General features: G+C 57.8%; 19 protein-coding genes. 5 read left to right on the top strand and 14 right to left on the bottom strand.

Translation table 11 applies throughout. The features are described 5' to 3' along the window. Positions 1-90: 90 nt before the first annotated feature. The 9 genes from msrQ to mrcB all read right to left on the bottom strand — a co-directional run bounded on the left by msrQ (position 91) and on the right by mrcB (position 9907). On the bottom strand, positions 91-711 hold the full coding sequence (gene msrQ, locus ACVWXD_RS29560) for a protein-methionine-sulfoxide reductase heme-binding subunit MsrQ (protein ID WP_457371569.1): 621 nt from the start codon (positions 709-711) through the stop codon (positions 91-93). Next, positions 711-1724 (bottom strand): protein-methionine-sulfoxide reductase catalytic subunit MsrP, encoded by a 1014-nt coding sequence (msrP, locus tag ACVWXD_RS29555; RefSeq protein ID WP_122755944.1) that lies wholly within the window; start codon positions 1722-1724, stop codon positions 711-713. Before msrP ends, msrQ begins: the two co-directional genes overlap by 1 nt. Before the next feature lie 63 nt (positions 1725-1787). Then, a complete protein-coding gene (pssA, locus tag ACVWXD_RS29550) occupies positions 1788-2645 on the bottom strand; it encodes a CDP-diacylglycerol--serine O-phosphatidyltransferase (protein WP_032884759.1) in 858 nt (285 codons plus the stop codon). 143 nt (positions 2646-2788) lie between these two features. Further along, complete coding sequence (ilvC, locus tag ACVWXD_RS29545; protein WP_003194132.1) at positions 2789-3805, bottom strand: ketol-acid reductoisomerase; 1017 nt, start codon at positions 3803-3805, stop codon at positions 2789-2791. Positions 3806-3852: 47 nt separating this feature from the next. After that, positions 3853-4344: an acetolactate synthase small subunit gene (gene ilvN / locus ACVWXD_RS29540; RefSeq protein WP_003176102.1), complete on the bottom strand. Its 492-nt coding sequence runs from the start codon at positions 4342-4344 to the stop codon at positions 3853-3855. Between the two features lie 2 nt (positions 4345-4346). Continuing rightward, entirely contained in the window at positions 4347-6071 is a 1725-nt protein-coding gene (locus ACVWXD_RS29535) for an acetolactate synthase 3 large subunit (RefSeq protein ID WP_095186270.1), read from the bottom strand. 431 nt (positions 6072-6502) lie between these two features. After that, a complete protein-coding gene (locus ACVWXD_RS29530; protein WP_032884758.1) occupies positions 6503-6832 on the bottom strand; it encodes a YqcC family protein in 330 nt (109 codons plus the stop codon). Beyond that, the gene (locus ACVWXD_RS29525; RefSeq protein WP_260367877.1) at positions 6832-7566 is read right to left on the bottom strand and encodes a tetratricopeptide repeat protein; all 735 of its coding nucleotides are present in this window, start codon (positions 7564-7566) and stop codon (positions 6832-6834) included. The genes ACVWXD_RS29530 and ACVWXD_RS29525 overlap by 1 nt, the downstream gene beginning before the upstream one ends. A gap of 16 nt (positions 7567-7582) precedes the next feature. Continuing rightward, positions 7583-9907, bottom strand: coding sequence for a penicillin-binding protein 1B (gene mrcB / locus ACVWXD_RS29520; protein ID WP_099603193.1), 2325 nt, complete (start codon positions 9905-9907; stop codon positions 7583-7585). Between the two features lie 118 nt (positions 9908-10025). Here mrcB and ACVWXD_RS29515 point away from each other — a divergent pair, with 118 nt between their 5' ends. From ACVWXD_RS29515 to ACVWXD_RS29505, 3 genes are all read left to right on the top strand, one after another. Then, entirely contained in the window at positions 10026-11582 is a 1557-nt protein-coding gene (locus ACVWXD_RS29515; RefSeq protein ID WP_457371568.1) for a bifunctional aminoglycoside phosphotransferase/ATP-binding protein, read from the top strand. Positions 11583-11675: 93 nt separating this feature from the next. After that, the gene (locus tag ACVWXD_RS29510; RefSeq protein ID WP_032884754.1) at positions 11676-12020 is read left to right on the top strand and encodes a pentapeptide repeat-containing protein; all 345 of its coding nucleotides are present in this window, start codon (positions 11676-11678) and stop codon (positions 12018-12020) included. 202 nt (positions 12021-12222) lie between these two features. Further along, positions 12223-12495 carry a TfoX/Sxy family protein gene (locus ACVWXD_RS29505; protein WP_032884753.1) on the top strand — a complete coding sequence of 91 codons (273 nt, stop codon included), beginning with the start codon at positions 12223-12225 and terminating at the stop codon, positions 12493-12495. A gap of 244 nt (positions 12496-12739) precedes the next feature. Here the strand turns inward: ACVWXD_RS29505 and ACVWXD_RS29500 are convergent, their stop codons facing one another. Genes ACVWXD_RS29500 through ACVWXD_RS29490 form a run of 3 tightly spaced genes read right to left on the bottom strand, consistent with a single transcriptional unit; the run spans position 12740 to position 15419 of the window. Further along, a complete protein-coding gene (locus ACVWXD_RS29500; protein ID WP_099603195.1) occupies positions 12740-13507 on the bottom strand; it encodes a heme ABC transporter ATP-binding protein in 768 nt (255 codons plus the stop codon). Beyond that, entirely contained in the window at positions 13507-14490 is a 984-nt protein-coding gene (locus ACVWXD_RS29495) for a FecCD family ABC transporter permease (protein ID WP_163034915.1), read from the bottom strand. The genes ACVWXD_RS29500 and ACVWXD_RS29495 overlap by 1 nt, the downstream gene beginning before the upstream one ends. A 50-nt stretch (positions 14491-14540) precedes the next feature. Next, positions 14541-15419 (bottom strand): heme/hemin ABC transporter substrate-binding protein, encoded by an 879-nt coding sequence (locus tag ACVWXD_RS29490; RefSeq protein ID WP_095186259.1) that lies wholly within the window; start codon positions 15417-15419, stop codon positions 14541-14543. A gap of 155 nt (positions 15420-15574) precedes the next feature. Here ACVWXD_RS29490 and ACVWXD_RS29485 point away from each other — a divergent pair, with 155 nt between their 5' ends. Next, the gene (locus tag ACVWXD_RS29485) at positions 15575-15892 is read left to right on the top strand and encodes a Rieske (2Fe-2S) protein (protein WP_032884749.1); all 318 of its coding nucleotides are present in this window, start codon (positions 15575-15577) and stop codon (positions 15890-15892) included. On the opposite strand, the gene sfsA is transcribed toward ACVWXD_RS29485, so the two are convergent. Both sfsA and ACVWXD_RS29475 read right to left on the bottom strand, forming a co-directional pair. Beyond that, the gene (gene sfsA, locus ACVWXD_RS29480) at positions 15889-16599 is read right to left on the bottom strand and encodes a DNA/RNA nuclease SfsA (RefSeq protein ID WP_095186258.1); all 711 of its coding nucleotides are present in this window, start codon (positions 16597-16599) and stop codon (positions 15889-15891) included. The genes ACVWXD_RS29485 and sfsA overlap by 4 nt on opposite strands. After that, a complete protein-coding gene (locus tag ACVWXD_RS29475; RefSeq protein ID WP_099603197.1) occupies positions 16599-17771 on the bottom strand; it encodes a pyridoxal phosphate-dependent aminotransferase in 1173 nt (390 codons plus the stop codon). Before ACVWXD_RS29475 ends, sfsA begins: the two co-directional genes overlap by 1 nt. Before the next feature lie 318 nt (positions 17772-18089). Here ACVWXD_RS29475 and dksA point away from each other — a divergent pair, with 318 nt between their 5' ends. Next, positions 18090-18533 (top strand): RNA polymerase-binding protein DksA, encoded by a 444-nt coding sequence (gene dksA / locus ACVWXD_RS29470; RefSeq protein ID WP_032884743.1) that lies wholly within the window; start codon positions 18090-18092, stop codon positions 18531-18533. The last annotated feature ends 31 nt before the right edge of the window (positions 18534-18564 follow it).

Here is an 18564-nt window from a genome sequence, read left to right as displayed (position 1 = left end):
TAACTCATTGTTTACCAAGGAGTTTTCCGCTTCGACTGCGCCGGAAGTGGGGCGAATTATAGGCTCCCAGAATCTGCGGTCAAGCGTTAATTACGCTTTTGTTGCAGAAGGTGGTTTTTTCGCAATAAGCCGGGGGATTCGGCGCATCACCGGTGGTAAACGCAACACCAGCAGCAGCGCACCTACAGATGCATAGATTACCCACTCCTTTAGATCAGCTCGCACGATCCACAACATATGCAGCAGTCCAAGCCCAAGAATCATATATACCAGGCGATGCAGCTTCTTCCAACGACTGCCCAGTCGACGCTGGCTATAGCGATTAGACGTCACCGCCAACACCAGCAACGACAAGAACCCTAACGTACCCACAATAATATAAGGCCGCTTACGTAGCTCGACCCCAAGCTGAGACCAATCCAGACCCAGAACAAACACACAATAGGCCGCCAGATGCAGTACCACATAAGCAAAGCACCACAACCCTAGCTGTCGGCGCACCGCTATCCACCCCGCCCAGCCGCTCAACTTTTGCAGCGGGGTCATCCCCAGCGTGATCAACAGCAGGATCAAAGTGCCCAACCCCAGTCGATCAACCAGCACCTTTCCTGGATCTGGCCCAAGAACAAAACTCCACGCCTCATATAGCCATAACAAAGGCCACACTGCCGCGACTATAAAAACGCCGATGCGCCAGATGGGGTAGCGCATTAGTAGTTCTTCCGCAGGTCGAGACCGGCATATAAAGAAGCAACCTCATCCGAGTAACCATTGAACATCTGCGTTTCACGTACATTCGGACTGAACAAACCACTTGGCAGACGACGCTCACGCGCCTGAGTCCAACGCGGATGGTCCACTGTAGGGTTCACATTGGCATAGAACCCATACTCATCCGCCGCAATACTCTGCCACGTGGTTTTCGGCTGCTCACTCACAAGGCTGATCCGCACGATCGACTTCACACTCTTGAAACCGTACTTCCAAGGCACGACGAGACGTAACGGCGCGCCGTTCTGATTGGGCAACTCGCGCCCATACATCCCAACGGCAAGAATCGCTAAAGGATTCATCGCCTCATCCAGGCGCAAACCTTCAACATAAGGCCAATCGATCAAGCCAAAACTCGAACGCTGCCCCGGCATGCTCTTGGAATCCTGGAGTGTTTCAAAACGGATGTATTTGGCCTTGGAGGTTGGCCCAACCTGCTGGAGCAACGCGGAGATCGGAAAGCCCATCCATGGAATGACCATCGACCAAGCCTCGACGCAGCGCAACCGGTAGATCCGCTCTTCCAACTGATAGGGCTTCATGAAGTCCTCCAAGGCATAACGCCCCGGCTTGGCAACCTCACCATCAATCACGACACTCCAAGGTTCGGTCTTGAGTGAACCCGCGTTGTTCGCCGGATCCCCTTTGTCAGTGCCGAATTCATAGAAGTTGTTGTAGTGGGTTGCGTCCTTGAACGGGGTGATAGCCTCACCTTCAACCGTCACAGCCTGCCATTTAGTAGCAGGCAGCTTGCCAGCAAACCAGCCCGGCGCCTTCCCCGGCTCAACATCGGCATATCGCGCAGCGTCATCTGCACTGGCCCAACGCGGCAGGCCGCTGGCAGCAATGCCCGCAAGCGCACCACCGATCAAGCTACGGCGAGAAAGATAGAAGGATTCAGAGGTGACATCCGACTCATGGCAATCGGACGCTTTAGGCAATTTGATTAACATGGCAACTCCGCAGCATTGGAGGACTGATGCACCAATAGACTGCGGAGTATGGGGGAAATTACATTAAGGCAACGTTTTGTCCCGGCGCATATGTAGCAAGTACTGAACTGGCCCAGAAGCGGCGTAGACCAAGAAGGCCAATAGCAGAATCCGAGGCGGATCACTGAAGACCACCGCAAACACCAGCACCACTGCCAGGATTGCCACGAAAGGTACTCGCCCTTTGAGATCAAGCTCCTTGAAGCTGTTGTACTTGATGTTGCTGACCATCAGCATTCCGGCAGCGGCAACCATTAACGCCACCAGGAAAGACATTTTCGAGCCCTGGATGCCGTAATCACTGAATGCCCAGACGATACCCGCCACGACACCCGCCGCTGCCGGACTGGCCAACCCGATGAAGTAACGTTTATCAGCAGTACCCACCTGAGTGTTGAAGCGCGCCAGACGCAAAGCGGCGCCCGCGACATAGATGAAGGCAACCATCCAGCCAACCTTCCCCATGTCACCCAACGCCCAAGCAAATGCCAACAGCGCCGGCGCGACCCCAAATGCAACCATGTCAGACAGCGAATCGTACTCGGCACCGAAAGCACTTTGGGTATTGGTCATACGTGCAACACGACCATCCAAACCGTCGAGTACCATGGCCACGAAAATGGCAATGGCCGCAAAACCGAAGTACTTGCTGGCACTCGCCGCATCACCCGCCGCCAGCGCACTTTGGGCACTCATGGAGTTGATAATGGAATAGAAACCGGCAAACAAGTTTGCCGTAGTGAAAAGATTGGGCAGCAAATAGATGCCACGATGCCGGACCTTGCGGCCTTCAGCGTCATGCCCTTCTTCGACATGTTCATCGATCGGTAGCAGGCTTTCGGCGTCAGGAGCCTGGTTAGGCTCTTCGGGACGTTCGCTCATGGACTTTACCTTGCAACGGTGTGAAAAAATTCGACCAATACTTGCGGCGAGTGTTCGCTCGCAAACGATGCAGCTTTATACCAGAACCCGCCCCCAAACGAAAAAACGCGGCCTAAGCCGCGTTTTCTCTTGATGCGTACGACTTAGTTTTTAGCTTTGTCGACGATCTTGTTGGCACCGATCCACGGCATCATGGAACGCAGTTGCTCGCCGATGACTTCGATACCGTGAGCAGCGTTGTTACGACGCTTGGCGGTCATCGAAGGGTAGCCGGTAGCGCCTTCACTGATGAACATTTTGGCGTATTCGCCGTCCTGAATACGTTTCAGGGCGTTGCGCATAGCCTGGCGGGACTCGGCGTTGATCACTTCTGGGCCAGTCACGTACTCGCCGTATTCGGCGTTGTTGGAGATCGAGTAGTTCATGTTGGCGATACCGCCTTCGTACATGAGGTCAACGATCAGCTTCAGTTCGTGCAGGCATTCGAAGTAGGCCATTTCCGGCGCGTAGCCAGCTTCAACCAGGGTTTCGAAACCGGCTTTAACCAGCTCAACGGTACCACCGCACAGAACGGCTTGCTCGCCGAACAGGTCGGTTTCGGTCTCGTCCTTGAAGGTGGTTTCGATGATGCCGGTACGACCACCACCGACGCCAGCAGCGTAGGACAGTGCAACGTTTTTGGCATTGCCGGATGCGTCCTGATAGATCGCGATCAGGTCAGGGATACCACCGCCTTTGACGAACTCGGAGCGTACGGTGTGACCTGGCGCTTTTGGCGCGATCATGATCACGTCCAGGTCTGCGCGTGGCACAACCTGGTTGTAGTGAATCGCAAAGCCGTGGGAGAAGGCCAGGGTGGCGCCTTTCTTGATGTTCGGCTCGATTTCGTTTTTGTACAACGAGGACTGGAACTCGTCCGGGGTCAGGATCATGACCAGGTCAGCAGCAGCAACAGCGGAAGCAACGTCAGTCACTTTCAGGCCATGAGCTTCCGCCTTGGCAACGGTGGCCGAGCCTTTACGCAGGCCAACAGTCACGTCAACGCCGGAGTCTTTCAGGTTGCAAGCTTGCGCGTGACCCTGGGAGCCGTAGCCGATGATGGCGACTTTCTTGCCCTGGATGATCGACAGGTCACAATCTTTATCGTAATAAACTTTCATGAGGTTCCTCTATATATCCAGGCCGTAAGGCCATTCACTAATTTGGGTTAGATGCTGAGTACTTTGTCGCCACGGGCAATCCCGGTGACACCACTGCGTACCGTTTCCAGAATCGAGGCCGTCCCGATCGACTGGATGAAGCTGTCCAACTTGTCGCTTGTACCGGTCAGTTGCACGGTATAAACGCTGGCGCTCACATCGACGATCTGCCCGCGATAGATGTCGGTAGTCCGCTTGATTTCGGCACGTTGGGCACCCGTAGCCTTGACCTTTACCAGCATCAGCTCGCGCTCGATGTGGGCACTTTCCGACAGGTCGACCAGCTTGACCACTTCGATCAGCTTGTTGAGGTTCTTGGTGATCTGCTCGATCACCTCATCGTGGCCCACGGTGGTCAACGTCAGGCGCGACAGAGTCGGGTCTTCGGTCGGAGCCACGGTCAGGCTTTCGATGTTGTAGTTGCGTTGCGAAAACAGGCCGACAACACGAGACAGAGCGCCGGGTTCGTTCTCCAGAAGCAGGGAGATAATGTGCCGCATGATTAAGTACGCTCCGTCTTGTTCAGCCACATGTCGCGCATAGAGCCGTCTTTGATCTGCATCGGATAAACGTGCTCGCTGGTATCCACTTGAATATCGAGGAACACCAGGCGGTCCTTCATGGCGAACGCCTCTTCCATCTTCGGCTTCAGATCTTTCAGATCGGTGATGCGAATGCCGACGTGGCCATAGGCTTCAACCAACTTGATGAAATCCGGAAGCGATTCCATATAGGAATGAGAGTGACGGCTGCCGTAGCTCATGTCTTGCCATTGACGAACCATACCCAGCACGCCGTTGTTCAGGCAGACGATCTTCACCGGAAGACCGTACTGCAGGCACGTCGACAGTTCCTGAATGTTCATCTGGATGCTGCCTTCACCGGTAACGCACGCGACGTCGCTGTCCGGGAAGCTCAGCTTCACACCCATGGCCGCAGGAAAACCAAAGCCCATCGTGCCCAGACCACCGGAGTTGATCCAGCGGTTAGGCTTGTCGAACTTGTAGTATTGCGCGGCGAACATCTGGTGCTGACCCACGTCGGAGGTCACAAAGGCGTCGCCCTTGGTCACTTCGCACAGGGTCTCGATCACGGTTTGAGGCTTGATGATGCTGCCGTCGCCCTTGTCGTAAGGGAACAGGCCGCGGTCACCGCGCCATTCGTCGATCTGCTTCCACCAGCTGGCGACGGATTCCTTGTTCGGCGTCTCGCCGATGTCCTTAAGCGCAGCGACCATTTCGGTCAGTACACTTTCCACAGGACCTACAATTGGCACGTCGGCCTTGATGGTCTTGGAGATGGACGCTGGATCGATATCGATGTGGATGATCTTCGCGTTCGGGCAGAATTTGCTCGCGCCGTTGATCACACGATCATCAAAACGCGCACCCACAGCCAGGATCACGTCGGCGTGGTGCATGGTCAGGTTGGCGGTGTAGCTGCCGTGCATGCCGAGCATGCCGACGAACTGACGGTCCGTACCCGGAAAGGCGCCGAGGCCCATCAGGGTGTTGGTGACCGGCAGGTTGAGCAGCTTGGCCAACTCGGTCAATGGGGCGGAGCCCCCGCCGAGGATCACACCGCCACCCGAGTACAACACAGGGCGCTTGGCTGCCAGGAGCATTTCTGCCGCCTTGCGAATTTGCCCCGAGTGCCCACGAACGGCCGGACTGTAGGAGCGCAGCTTGGCTTTCTTCGGGAAGACGTATTCGAATTTCTCAGCCGGGTTGGTCATGTCTTTCGGGATATCGACCACGACAGGGCCCGGGCGACCGGACTGCGCGAGGTAGAACGCCTTTTTCATGACTTCCGGAATTTCCGACGCATGCTTGATCATGAAGCTGTGTTTCACGATCGGCCGGGAGATACCGATCATGTCGGTTTCCTGGAATGCATCGGTACCGACCATGGTGCTTGGCACCTGGCCAGAAATGATCACCATCGGGATGGAGTCCATATAAGCAGTCGCAATGCCGGTAATGGCATTCGTTGCGCCTGGGCCGGACGTTACCAGCACCACGCCGGCTTTACCGGTGGCACGGGCGTAACCGTCAGCCATATGGGTCGCGGCTTGTTCGTGGCGAACCAGGATGTGGGTAACAGCCGGCTCCTTGAACAGTGCGTCGTAAACATGCAACAGAGCACCACCTGGGTACCCGTAGATATAGTCGACGCCTTCGTCACGCAAAAAGCGGACGAGCATCTCACCGCCAGATAAAAGCTCCACGTTGTTCACCTCTAAAACGCCAGAATACCGTCCGTTGAAAACCGACGGGTCTTAATAGGTTTACTTCTCAACAGAGCATGAGCGACGGTGGTCGCCGACTACGTCAGCACTGACTGAGCAAGTATTGGGATCGTCCCAAGTGTTGCGGGCTTTTCCCACCCAGCGCGAGGTAACGCGTTGCGGGTGTAACAGGTCGGCGCGGATGTGCGCCTCATGATCTGCTGAGCGGGCCTGCTTCTGGCAGTCCCGATACAGCGGACTTTGGATTCTTCTGTTTCAGGCCGTTCAAGTCAAGCAATAATTGCGCTTTTTTCCAACTAAGCGCATGAGAACGTAGAAGAAAGGGCTTTGAGGAGGGATAAAACTCGCCTGAATGTCGTCAAGCGGTAGAAATATGCGCAAGACTGCCGAAAAAACCGGCAGTCAGGCAATTAACGAGCGTCGACGATCAATTGATCGAACTTTTTCAGCGCATTGCGTAAACCGAGGCTCTCGCGCGGCCGATCGGCGTACACCATCTCGGCCATCTCCAGAATCCCTGACGCATTGGGCAGTGGCAGGTCCTGTTCGAGGATCTGCTTCATGCGCGTCAGGAAAATCCATTGCAGCCACTGGTGAAAGTCCAGGGTATCCACCGAAAACGGCTCAACACTGCTGAGCGCCTCGATGCTGGGTGACACCTCATCCCACCAGCCTTGTATGCGCAGTTCGCGCTCAATCAGCAATAACTGTTCGGCAATCGCGGGAAACCGTACATCCATCAGAGGCTGACCTTGGCTTTCTGCCGGGCCTGAGCAGCGCCAGCGGCATCACCTTGTGCGGCGCGCGCATCTCCGATTAACGTCCAGAGACTGGCCTGCAGATCGGGACGACCGTTGGCCAGCGTGAGGCCACGACGGGCGAACTGTTCGGCCTGAGGCGCATCGCCTTGGGCCATGCGTACCTGTGCCAGGCGATACAGTACTTGCGGTTCACGAGGTGCAACTCGCTGCGCCCGCTCAAGGCTCGATGAGGCGCCGTTCAGGTCGCCACCGGCCTGTTGTTGCTGCGCCGTAGTCAGCAAGGCCAGCACCGGACCGTCCAGTTGCTCGTCAGCCGAAAGGCCGCCACCACTGGAGGAAGATGGAATGCCACTCGGCGTCGACGGCATGCTGTAGGTGCCCTGGTTGATCGGCGCGGTCTGAATCGGCGTGGGCTCAATCGGTCCGGAGGTGCTTGGCCCTGGAGTCCATGGCTCGGCACTGATCGGTGCGGACGTAGCAGCGCCGCCGCCCGGCACCATCACCACCACGCCCGAATCTTGCGGCACGGCCTGAGGCTTGGCCTGCGCCGGACGGTTGGTCACGGTCTGGCGGAAACCGCCATTGGCCGAGATCCGGTCGCTATTGGAGACGGCAGTGCTCGAATCCACCACGGGAATGGAGCCGCGCTGCACGCTGGAGCAACCGCTGAGCAAAGCCAGAGCTGTAATCGCTGGAATACACCACTTGTTCACTTGAAACCCTCTTTGCTTAATTCATCCAGCCCTTGACCCAATCCATCACCGATTCCGCGTCCGCAGGGGCACCGCCGCCGCACGCAGCACCGGGTGGTGGCTCGCTGCCGCGAATATACGGCATCTGTACTGCGCCCGGACAGTTAGCGTCGGAACCCTGGCCGGTATGCGGATCAATCCAGGCCTGCACGATGTTATCCGGCTGCGGCATATTCAATGGCAACGGGTCGGCCTTGCGCATAAAACTGGTCCAGACCTGCAACGCACCGGTAGCACCGGTAAAAGGCGTCTTACCGTTGTCGTCTCGACCGAGCCACACCACGGCCAGTACATCCTGACCGAAACCTGCAAACCAGCTATCGCGCGAATCGTTACTGGTACCGGTCTTGCCCGCCAGCGTCAGGTTGGACGGAAGCACCTTATAGACCGAGCTACCGGTACCTTCACGCATCACGCGCTGCATGGCGTTCTGTATCAGGTAGATAGAGCCAGCGTCAAAGCGCTGCTGGATCTGGAACGGGTAGCGCTTGAGCGGCTCACCCTCAGCCGTCAGTACACTGCGGATCCCGCGCATCGGGGTGTTGAAGCCACCGTTGGCGAGGGTCTGGTACATGGTCGCGACTTCCATCGGTGTCATGGCGCCGGCGCCCAACAGGATCGATGGGAACGCCGGGAATTCGCGGGTGATGCCCAGTCGAGCCAGCGTCTTGAGGACATTCGGCACGCCGACTTCCAGGCCAAGCCGAGATGTAGAGATGTTGTAGGAGTGAGCCAAGCCTTGATACAGGAACACCGTGCCGTGGGAACGGCGATCGAAGTTCTGTGGGGTCCACACCTGGCCGTCCCCGCCTTTGACCGACAGCGGATCATCCGACAGCCAGCTCGTCAGGGTGTACTTGCTCGGTTTTTCCAACGCAGTGAGGTAGACCGCAGGCTTGACCAGCGAACCAATCGGCCGCACCGCATCCAAAGCGCGATTGAATCCGGCAAAACTCGCCTGGCGACTGCCGATCATGGCTTGGACTTCACCGGTTTCCGGATTGGTGACCACCATTGCGGCTTCTACTTCGTCGGAGCCTTTACGACCCGTCAGACGCTTGAAGGTATCGCTGACTGACGCTTCGGCCTTCATCTGCAAAATCGGGTCAAAACTGGTGAAAATTCGCAAACCTTCTTCGGTCAAGTCCTCGTCGCGGTAGTCTTCACGCAGTTGACGTTTAACCAGATCGATAAAGCCTGGGAATGAACTGTCCGCCAACTTGCCGCGAGTTGTCACACCCAGCGGCATTTTCTTCGCTGCGGCCACCTGTTCAGCCGTGGCCACGCCTTGCTGCTCAAGCACATCCAGCACCAAGTTACGGCGCTCAAGCGCACGCTCAGGATTGCGACGCGGGTTGTAGTAGGAAGGCCCCTTGACCATCCCCACCAACAAGGCCACTTGATGCAGCTTCAACTCAGACAGCGGCTGACCGAAGAAGAACTGGCTGGCCAGACCGAAGCCATGTACCGCGCGCTGGCCATCCTGCCCGACGAAGACCTCGTTGAGGTATGCCTCAAGGATTTCCTGCTTGCTGTAGTGAAGCTCAAGCAGCATAGCCATCATCGCTTCGGTGAGCTTTCGGGTCAGACTGCGCTCGTTGGTGAGGTAGAAGTTCTTCACCAGCTGCTGAGTCAGCGTACTGCCGCCCTGGGTCATCTTGCCGCCGGACGTGTTCACCCAAACCGCACGGGCAATCGACTTCGGCGAAACACCCCAGTGGCTATAAAAATCGCGATCCTCTACCGCAACCAGAGTTTCCAGCAGGTACGGAGGCACCTGATCAAGCTTGATCAGGATGCGATCTTCAAGGTTTTTCGGGTAAATCCCGCCGATCATCAACGGTTCAAGACGTACCACCGGCAATTTCGAGCCGTTGAGGGAGGACAACTCGGCGACGTAATCACCGGAAAAGCGCACGCGGACCGGCTGGGCTTTTTCCAGGCCTTCATAGAACTGGAAGCCACGGGTATTCAGGTCGACAGTGTTTCCGCTGACAGCGGCCGCACCCGGGCCGTTGCTCACGGGTTCGCGGCGGTAGCCGAGGGCATCGAGCTCGGTAAGGAAGTCATCCTTGCTCAGCTTCTGGCCGCTGAACAATTCCAGCGGGCGCGCGTACACCTTTGCAGGAATGGTCCAGCGCTTGCCGGAGAACTTCTCCTGGACCACAGCGTCGAGGTACACGGCGAAGCCGGCGAGTACCACAAGGCCTACGAGGCCGAGCTTGAGCGCCCAGCCAAGCCAAGGGCGCAGGCCGCGGGAAGGAGGTTTTTTACGGGAACGGGGAGATCGGGTTCGAGTCATGGCGGCGGATTATACGCACTTTATTGATGATCAACATGAGCCGGACAGCGGTTTGCACGACCGTCCGTAGCAGCCATAATGCGCGCCATGATTTCCCCCAGACTCTGAAGGATCGCCCGTGAGCCAGTCACTGATCGCCGCCCTGCAAAACCCGGCTTTGTACCCTCATCCGGTTGAAGCGTTCCAAGTCATCGAGACCCATATTTCATGGGTCGTATTGACCGGCCCTTACGCCTATAAACTGAAAAAGCCGATGAATTTCGGGTTTCTGGACTTCACCGACCTGGAAAAGCGCGAACACTTCTGCAACGAAGAGCTGCGTCTGAACCAGCGTCTGACGAACGATTTGTATCTGGACGTGTTGCCGATTACCGGCACTGCCGAAGCGCCTCAATTGGGCGGCGACGGCCCGGTGATCGAATACGCACTAAAGATGCGCCAGTTCCCGCAAAGCCAACTGCTCAGCACCCTGCAAGCCAATGGCGAACTGACTGCAGCGCACATTGATGAAATGGCCAAGCAAATTGCACACTTCCATCTCACGGCACCGAAAGTCCCGCAAACGCATCCGGCAGGCACTCCTGACGAAGTGATGGCACCGGTACGGCAGAACTTCGACCAGATCCGTCCGTTCCTAAGCGATAAGGCAGACCTGGTTCAACTCGAAGCCTTGCAAGCCTGGGCCGAAAGCAGCTTCGAACGCCTCAAGCCACTGCTGGCACAGCGCAAGCTCGACGGTTTCACCCGCGAATGCCACGGTGATATCCACCTCGGTAACGCCACCTTGATCGACGGCCAAGTGGTGATTTTCGACTGCATCGAGTTTAACGAACCGTTTCGCTTCACCGACGTGTATGCCGACACCGGCTTCCTGGCAATGGACCTGGAAGACCGCGGACTCAAGTCCCTGGCCCGCCGCTTCATCAGCCAATACCTGGAACTGACCGGCGACTATCAGGGCCTTGAAGTGCTGAACTTCTATAAAGCCTACCGCGCCCTGGTACGCGCCAAGGTGTCGTTGTTCAGCATGCCGAGCGAAGCAAGCCCGGTACAACGCGCCACCACTCTGCGCCAGTACCGCAACTACGCGAACCTGGCAGAAAGCTACAGCACTATTCCTTCACGCTTCCTGGCGATTACCCACGGCGTCTCGGCTGTGGGCAAAAGCCACGTATCCATGCGCCTCGTGGAAGCGCTTGGTGCCGTGCGCCTGCGGTCGGACGTGGAACGCAAACGCCTGTTCGGCGAGCAGCAAGTGGAAAACACGCTGCAGGCCGGTATCTATGCAGCCGACGCCAGCACAGCAACCTACGCTCGTTTGAACGACCTCGCAGATACCGTGCTGCGCGCCGGCTTCCCGGTGGTACTGGATGCCACCTTCCTGAAACGCGAACAACGTGAAGCCGCCGCCAAGGTTGCCGAAGCCACCGGTGCGCCCTTCCTTATTCTGGACTGCAACGCACCACAGGCCGTTATCAGCAGTTGGCTGGCACAACGTCAGGGAGACAAAAACGATCCGTCCGACGCTACTCTGGCCGTTATCGAAGCACAGCAGGCCAACCGTGACCCCCTCACAGCTGAAGAACTGTTACTGAGCAAACGCGTCGAGACCAATCAAAGCGGGACTCTCGACGCGGTGGTCGCGCAAATTCGCCAGCGCTTGCCAGGCCTGTAAGAAAAATTTCTTGGTCGTGTCGTCAACTTGGGCGCACGGCCGAGCAATAGTGGCACTATAATGGCGCCATAAATCCAACAGGAGTTCGTTGTCATGAGTCAGCCCAAGCTTCTTGATACCCCGCTCTACTCGCTCCTGCATAAAGACGATGTTCGCGGTTTCAACCAGGAGCGTCCGAAAGACGGCGCTATCGACATGCGCGGAGGCGACTTCCGTGGGCTGGACTTACGCGAGTTGAATGTCACCGGCGTAGATTTTACCGACGCGTATTTCCGCTCCACCGACTTGCGCGGGTTGGATTTGCGCGACTGCTCGCTGGAGGGCGCCAGCCTGGCCCATGCGCAGATTTCGGGCACTTACTTTCCGCCTGAGTTGACCGCCGACGAAATTCTCATGTCGGTCAATTTCGGCACGCGTCTGCGCTACCGTACCAAGTAACACACGCCTCAAGCCCGCTACGTGCAACGTGTAGCGGGCGGCTCACGCCTGCTCACCGTCAAAATCCCCGCGCCATTCTTATAAGCTTTTTGGCCGTTTCGGACCAAAGAACCACGCTTTTCCTACTGAACGCTACACTCCTGTTCAGGCTTGCCTGGTCACGAATACCCACCGCACCATTCGGCCGTCGCAAGGAGGCTTGATGAACGATGAGCTGCAACACCTGAAAAACCTTGGCAAGACGTCAGCGCAGTGGCTGCATGCGGTGGGCATCCACAGCGCGTCCGACTTGCGGCGCTTGGGCGCGGTCGATGCGTATCGAGCTGTAAGGACTCGCGGCTTCCGCGCATCGAAAGTTTTGCTGTATGCCATCGAAGGGGCGCTGATGGATGTGCACTGGAACGACATCCCCGTTGAGCGTAAGGAAGCTTTGAACCGGCAACTGGATGCAATCTCAACGCGCCAGAAGAATTAGATCGACCAAAACACTCAATATTTACGTAGGTTTCGAACATCTGTTTAAGGAAAGCGGATGGTCACGTAAAAACAATTGTTGACTCTCAAATGAGAATCGTTATGATTATCACAGCTGGTCGCGAGATCAGCCGATAACTGAAAGACCATTGGTTCGGACTCTCAGATTATCTCCTCATCAGGCTAATCACGGTTATTTGACCCGGCTCTTGCCGGGTCTTTTTTTGTCTGTAAGAAAGCAGACTTTAACGCGCAATGATCAGCGGATGCCCGCGCTCCGGGTGTGGCTGTACCAGCACATCCAAACCAAACACGGCTTTAAGCGGTTCTGGACGCAGCACCCGCACGGGCGTATCCAGAGCGTGGGGGCGCCCCCCGTCAAGCAGCAGAATACGATCACAGTAGCGCGCCGCCAGATTCAGATCATGGAGGATCACCAGCACCGCCGCGCCCCGATCTGCGAAAGTCCGAATAGCTTGCAAAGTCGTGTGCTGGTGCAGGGGATCCAGCATTGACGTAGGCTCATCCAGCAGCAACGTCTGCCCCTCCTCCCCCGGCCATAGCTGCGCCAGCACCCGCGCCAAGTGCACGCGCTGGCGCTCGCCACCGGATAACGCCAGGTAGCTGCGACCGCTCAAGTGCGAAACATCTGCTGCTTGCAAGGCTGCATCGATGATTTCGTCATCCCGCACGCGTCCGGTCTGATAGGGCAGACGCCCCATCCCGACGACCTCCTCTACGCGGAATGCAAAGTCCAGGGTCGAGGTTTGTGGCAACACCGCCAGTCGCTGGGCGCGCTGCGATCCGCTCCAGTCTTTCAGCGCCTGCTGCCCCAGCCAGACCTTGCCGTGATCGGGATGCAACTCACCGCACAACGCCCCCAGCAACGTGCTTTTGCCGGCGCCATTGGGGCCCAGCACGCCGAGCACTTCGCCTGGCAGCAAGTCCAAAGTGACATCCGCCAACACGGTTTTTCGACCGCGGCTGATCTGCAGGTTTTCAACACGCAGCATCAGGCACGCCCCCGTAACAACAGGTAAAGAAAAAACGGCGCACCAATGAACGCCGTCACAATCCCAATCGGCAACTCCGCGGGCGCCAAAGCCAGCCGTGCGACCAAGTCAGCTAATAGCAGCAGACTCGCGCCCGCCAAAATTGAAGCCGGAAGTAACACGCGGTGATCAGGCCCTGCGAGCAATCTGACCAGATGCGGCACCACCAGCCCCACAAAACCAATCATTCCGGCTGCCGCCACCGCCGCGCCGACACCTAATGCGGTGCAGAACACCAACTCGCGCTTGAGTGCTTCGACATCAATCCCCAGGTGACTGGCCTCGGACTCACCGAGCAGCAGCGCATTCAGTGCCTTCGCCCGGCGCGGTAACCACAGCGCCACACCCGCGCTGACCATCAACAACGGCCACAGCCGGGAATAGCTCGCGCCGTTGAGGCTGCCCAGGTTCCAGAACGCCAGGGTCCGCAGGGTGGCGTCGTCAGCCAAGTAAGTAAAAAGGCCCACCGCCGAGCCGGCCAGCGCAGTGAGGGCAATACCGGCGAGCAGCATCGTCGCCACATTGGTCTGGCCATTACGCCGCCCCAGTCGATAGACCAGCGCGGTAACGCCCAACCCGCCAAGAAATGCGCACAGCGACAGGAGATACGGCCCGAATGCATCCGGCAAACCACCAAAAAACGCACCACCGACGATGGCGACGGCGGCCCCGAGCGCCGCACCACTCGACACCCCCACCAGCCCCGGATCGGCCAACGGGTTGCGAAACAGCCCTTGCATGGCGACGCCCGACAATGCCAATACGCCGCCCACCGCCAGGCCCAGCAAGGTACGCGGCAAACGAATCTGCCCAAGGATAAGCTCGGCCTGCTCCAAGCCCTGCGCTTCAATTGGCACGCCGACCAAACGCAAGGCCGCCTTAAGCGTGTCGAGCAACGGCAGGCTCACCGGCCCCAACGCCAACGAAAGCCAGATCGCCAACACACACAATAGCGTCAGCCCGATAAACAGCGTTTTTGGCTTAACCAGCGTGGTCATAGGGCTGGTTTAGCCTGGGCCGGATATAACCCGGCGGACAACTTCACCAGGCTTTGCGGCAGGCGCGGCCCGAGCCCTCCCACCAACAATGTCGGGTCCAGCTCAAATACACGTCCACTCTTGGCGGCTGGCGTCGACGCCAGAATAGGATTCTCTTTGAACAGCGCCGCACGGGCCGCATCACCTGTGAGGGCACGGTCAGCGAATACCAGTACATCCGGGCTCAACCCTGCCAACGACTCCACCGAAAACGGCTTGTAACCGGTGTGCGTGGCCAGGTTTTTACCGCCCGCCTGCTGCACCATCCAATCTCCGGCCGTGTCCTTGCCAGCGATCAGCGGCTTGCCGCCGGCGTGACCGATCAGTAGCAAGACACCAGGGGTCTTTTGAGAAGCCTGGGCCTTCGCGACCCAACTTTTCTGCTGACTGAGGGCATTCTCGTACCGGGTAAACAATTCGTCGGCTTTAGCCTCATCACCCAGCAACTTGCCCAAGTGCTGAAGATTGCCTTTCAAGGTCGGTAAATCCGGCTGCGCCGAGAACATTTCAACCCGAACCCCCGCGCTGCGAATCTGCGCCAGTACCGGCGGCGGGCCCATCTCTTCAGTGCCTACCAGCACCTGCGGGCGCAGGCTGAGAATGCCTTCGGACGACAATTGCCGCTGATAGCCAATACTTGGCAACGCTTTTAGAGACTCTGGATGCTGGCTCGTGGTATCCACGCCGACCAACTTCGGCTCACCGCCCAGAGCCGCCACCCACTCCGACAGCGCCCCACCGGCACTCACCCAACGCTGTGGCAGTTCAGAGGCGTGCGCCCCAGGGTTGACCAGCAATCCGACAACAAGCGCAATAGCGCTGGCACTCAGGCGCATAACAGGGTTTCCTTCCTAAGGCGGGGCCTTTCGGGCACTCATTGATGTGACAGTTACCCCCTGCCATGCATCGAACTGAGCACCCAGTCAGCTAACGGGCGAGCCGGCATTTGATAATTGTTTGCATTTGAACGTCAAGGCACTTAAGGATTGAAATGAAGTTTCTCTGCCCCTCCTCTAGCCTCGCGCCAGACAGCAGCCTCGGTTTTGAAATCGATGGTTGCAAATTATTCGCGGTACGCCGGGACGGCATTGCCTACTTCTATATCAACCGCTGCCCTCATCGCGGCATACCGCTTGAATGGCAACCCGATAAGTTCCTAGACGAGAGCGCCAGCCTGATCCAATGCGCCACCCACGGCGCTCTGTTCCTGATCGAAAGCGGTGAGTGCATTGCCGGGCCGTGCTCCGGTAAAAGCCTCCAAGCCCTGCGCGGCCGCGAAGACGAACAGGGCCTGTGGGTAGAGCTCTAATCGAGCAGCACGTCCAACCGGCGATCCACACAAATTTCCTCGGACGTCACGCGCACGCCGTACGCCAATACTTCCACTCCAGCAGCTTTAGCCTCACGCAAGGCAGCGCCATAGACGGCATCGATTTCCAAAGCTGGGCGCACGGCGTCAATCCCGGAGAGGTTGACGCAGTACAACTGCACCGCTCGCACACCTTCGCGCGCCAAGTGGGCCAGCTCCCGCAGATGCTTGGCGCCACGCTGGGTCACTGCGTCGGGGAAGGCGGCAACCCGGGTGTTATCAAAGCCTAGGGTGACGCTTTTGACTTCGACATAGGCCGCACCCTCTGGATACTCCAGCCGAAAGTCGATACGGCTTTTCTCCTGACCGTAAGGCACTTCGCGCTTCAGTGCGGTAAAGCCATTGAGCTCCGTGATCACACCAGCCAGTAACGCCTCTTCGACCAACTGATTGGCGCGCGCCGTGTTCACGCACGCCAAACGGCCCTGAGGCGTTTCGGCAATCTCCCAGGTGCCGGGCAACTTACGCTTGGGGTCGTTGGAGCGACTGAACCAAACTTGCCCGCCTTCCACCATGCAATTGAGCATGGAACCGGTGTTTGGGCAGTGAATAGTCAACAACTCGCCGGTAACAGTTTCGATATCGGTGAGAAAACGCTTGTATCGGCGAATCAGTCGACCTTCTTCGAGGGGAGGATAAAAGCGCATCAGCCTTGCCAGCTCCGCAAGCCACGGGCGATGCGTTCCACCGCTTCCTGTAACCGATCGAGGTTTTGCGTGTAGGCAAAACGCACATGATGGCCCGCTTGATAGCGACCAAAATCCAAGCCGGGCGTAAACGCAACATGCTCGGTTTCGAGAAAGTGCCGGCAAAACGCGAAGGCATCACCGCCGAATGCGCTGATATCGGCGTACAAATAGAACGCCCCTTCCGGCTCGACGGCAATGCCAAAGCCCAATTCGCGTAAGGCGGGCAGCAGGAAGTCGCGACGACGGCCAAACTCGGCACGACGCTCCTCCAGAATGCTCAGTGTTTGCGGGGTAAAACAGGCGAGCGCCGCATATTGGGCCATGCTCGGCGCACTGATATAAAGGTTTTGCGCCAGCTTCTCCAATTCACTCACTGCAGCCGGCGGCGCCACGAGCCAACCCAGCCGCCAGCCGGTCATGCCGAAATACTTCGAAAAACTATTCAGGACGAAGGCGTCATCATCGACCTCCAGCACGCTGGCGGCATCAGTGCCGTAGGTTAGGCCGTGATAGATCTCATCCACCACCAAATGGCCGTTACGCGCCTTGATTGCTTCGGAAAGCCCGGCTAATTCATCGCGCGAGAGGATCGTGCCGGTGGGATTTGCAGGGGAGGCAACCAACGCGCCCACGCTGTCTTGATCCCAGTATCTGGCCACTAGGTCAGCGGTCAGTTGATAACGCACTTCAGGGCCTACCGGCACCAGTTGCGCGGCGCCTTCCACCAAGCGCAGGAAGTGTCGGTTACAGGGATAACCCGGGTCTGCCAGCAGCCAATGCTTGCCTGGGTCCACCAGCAGGCTGCTGGCCAGCAACAACGCGCCAGAACCTCCTGGAGTGATCAGAATACGCTCGGGATCTACATTCAACCCGTAGCGCTGCTGGTAGAAACCGCTGATGGCTTCACGCAATTCTGGCAGGCCTCGGGCTGCGGTATAGCGAGTCTTGCCATTGGCGAGCGCCGCCTGACCGGCCTGGATGATCGGCTCCGCCGTTGTGAAATCGGGCTCGCCGATTTCCAGGTGAATCACGTCATTGCCGGCGGCCTGCAGCTCATTGGCCCGCGCCAGCAACGCCATGACATGAAAAGGTTCGATGGCGCGACTGCGCGCACTGTAGGGCTGAGCCATTAGCCTTCCTTAACGGTGAGGATAAAATCGGGATTCTACCGAACCCGCGCGGTAAAACATGTTCTATTGCCTGCCCGGCCACCTGTGTGGTGCGGGCAAGCGCGCGCAAAACGACTAAAATCAACATTCGAGCCGAAACATACCCAGCCACGACGGGCCTCTGCAGTTTGCAACCCCGACGCGACAGGCTCGACAACCGGGAGTGGCGCACCCCGAATCTATCTGGTAAGTTCGCCCGCTTGCAGCCGCAGGGCCGGCAGGTGTCGGTGACGTTGCAATCCTGCGCAATGGATTAGAAGAGTGAGAGGCGGTCTATTCATGTCCACCCAAGCAAAGCAACAGCAGACTCAAGGCCTCAATGGCTTCGAACCTTACGTAGAGAAGAAAGGTGAGGAGTACATGGGCGAGCCCATGCGCGAGCACTTCACCAAGATCCTGAGCAAGTGGAAACAGGACTTGATGCAGGAGGTCGACCGTACCGTTGACCATATGAAGGACGAAGCAGCCAACTTCCCTGACCCGGCCGACCGTGCCAGCCAGGAAGAAGAGTTCGCCCTTGAACTGCGCGCCCGTGATCGCGAGCGCAAGTTGATCAAGAAGATCGACAAGACACTGCAACTGATCAAAGACGAAGAGTACGGCTGGTGCGAAAACTGCGGGGTCGAGATCGGTATTCGCCGCCTGGAAGCCCGCCCAACCGCGGACCTGTGCGTAGACTGCAAGACCTTGGCTGAAATCAAGGAAAAACAGGTTGGCAAGTAATCCTGTCGAGCTGAACGAATGGAGCGTGTAA

The sequence above is a fragment of the Pseudomonas sp. TE3911 genome (assembly GCF_054062775.1).
This window is presented reverse-complemented; position numbering and strand designations above follow the sequence as displayed.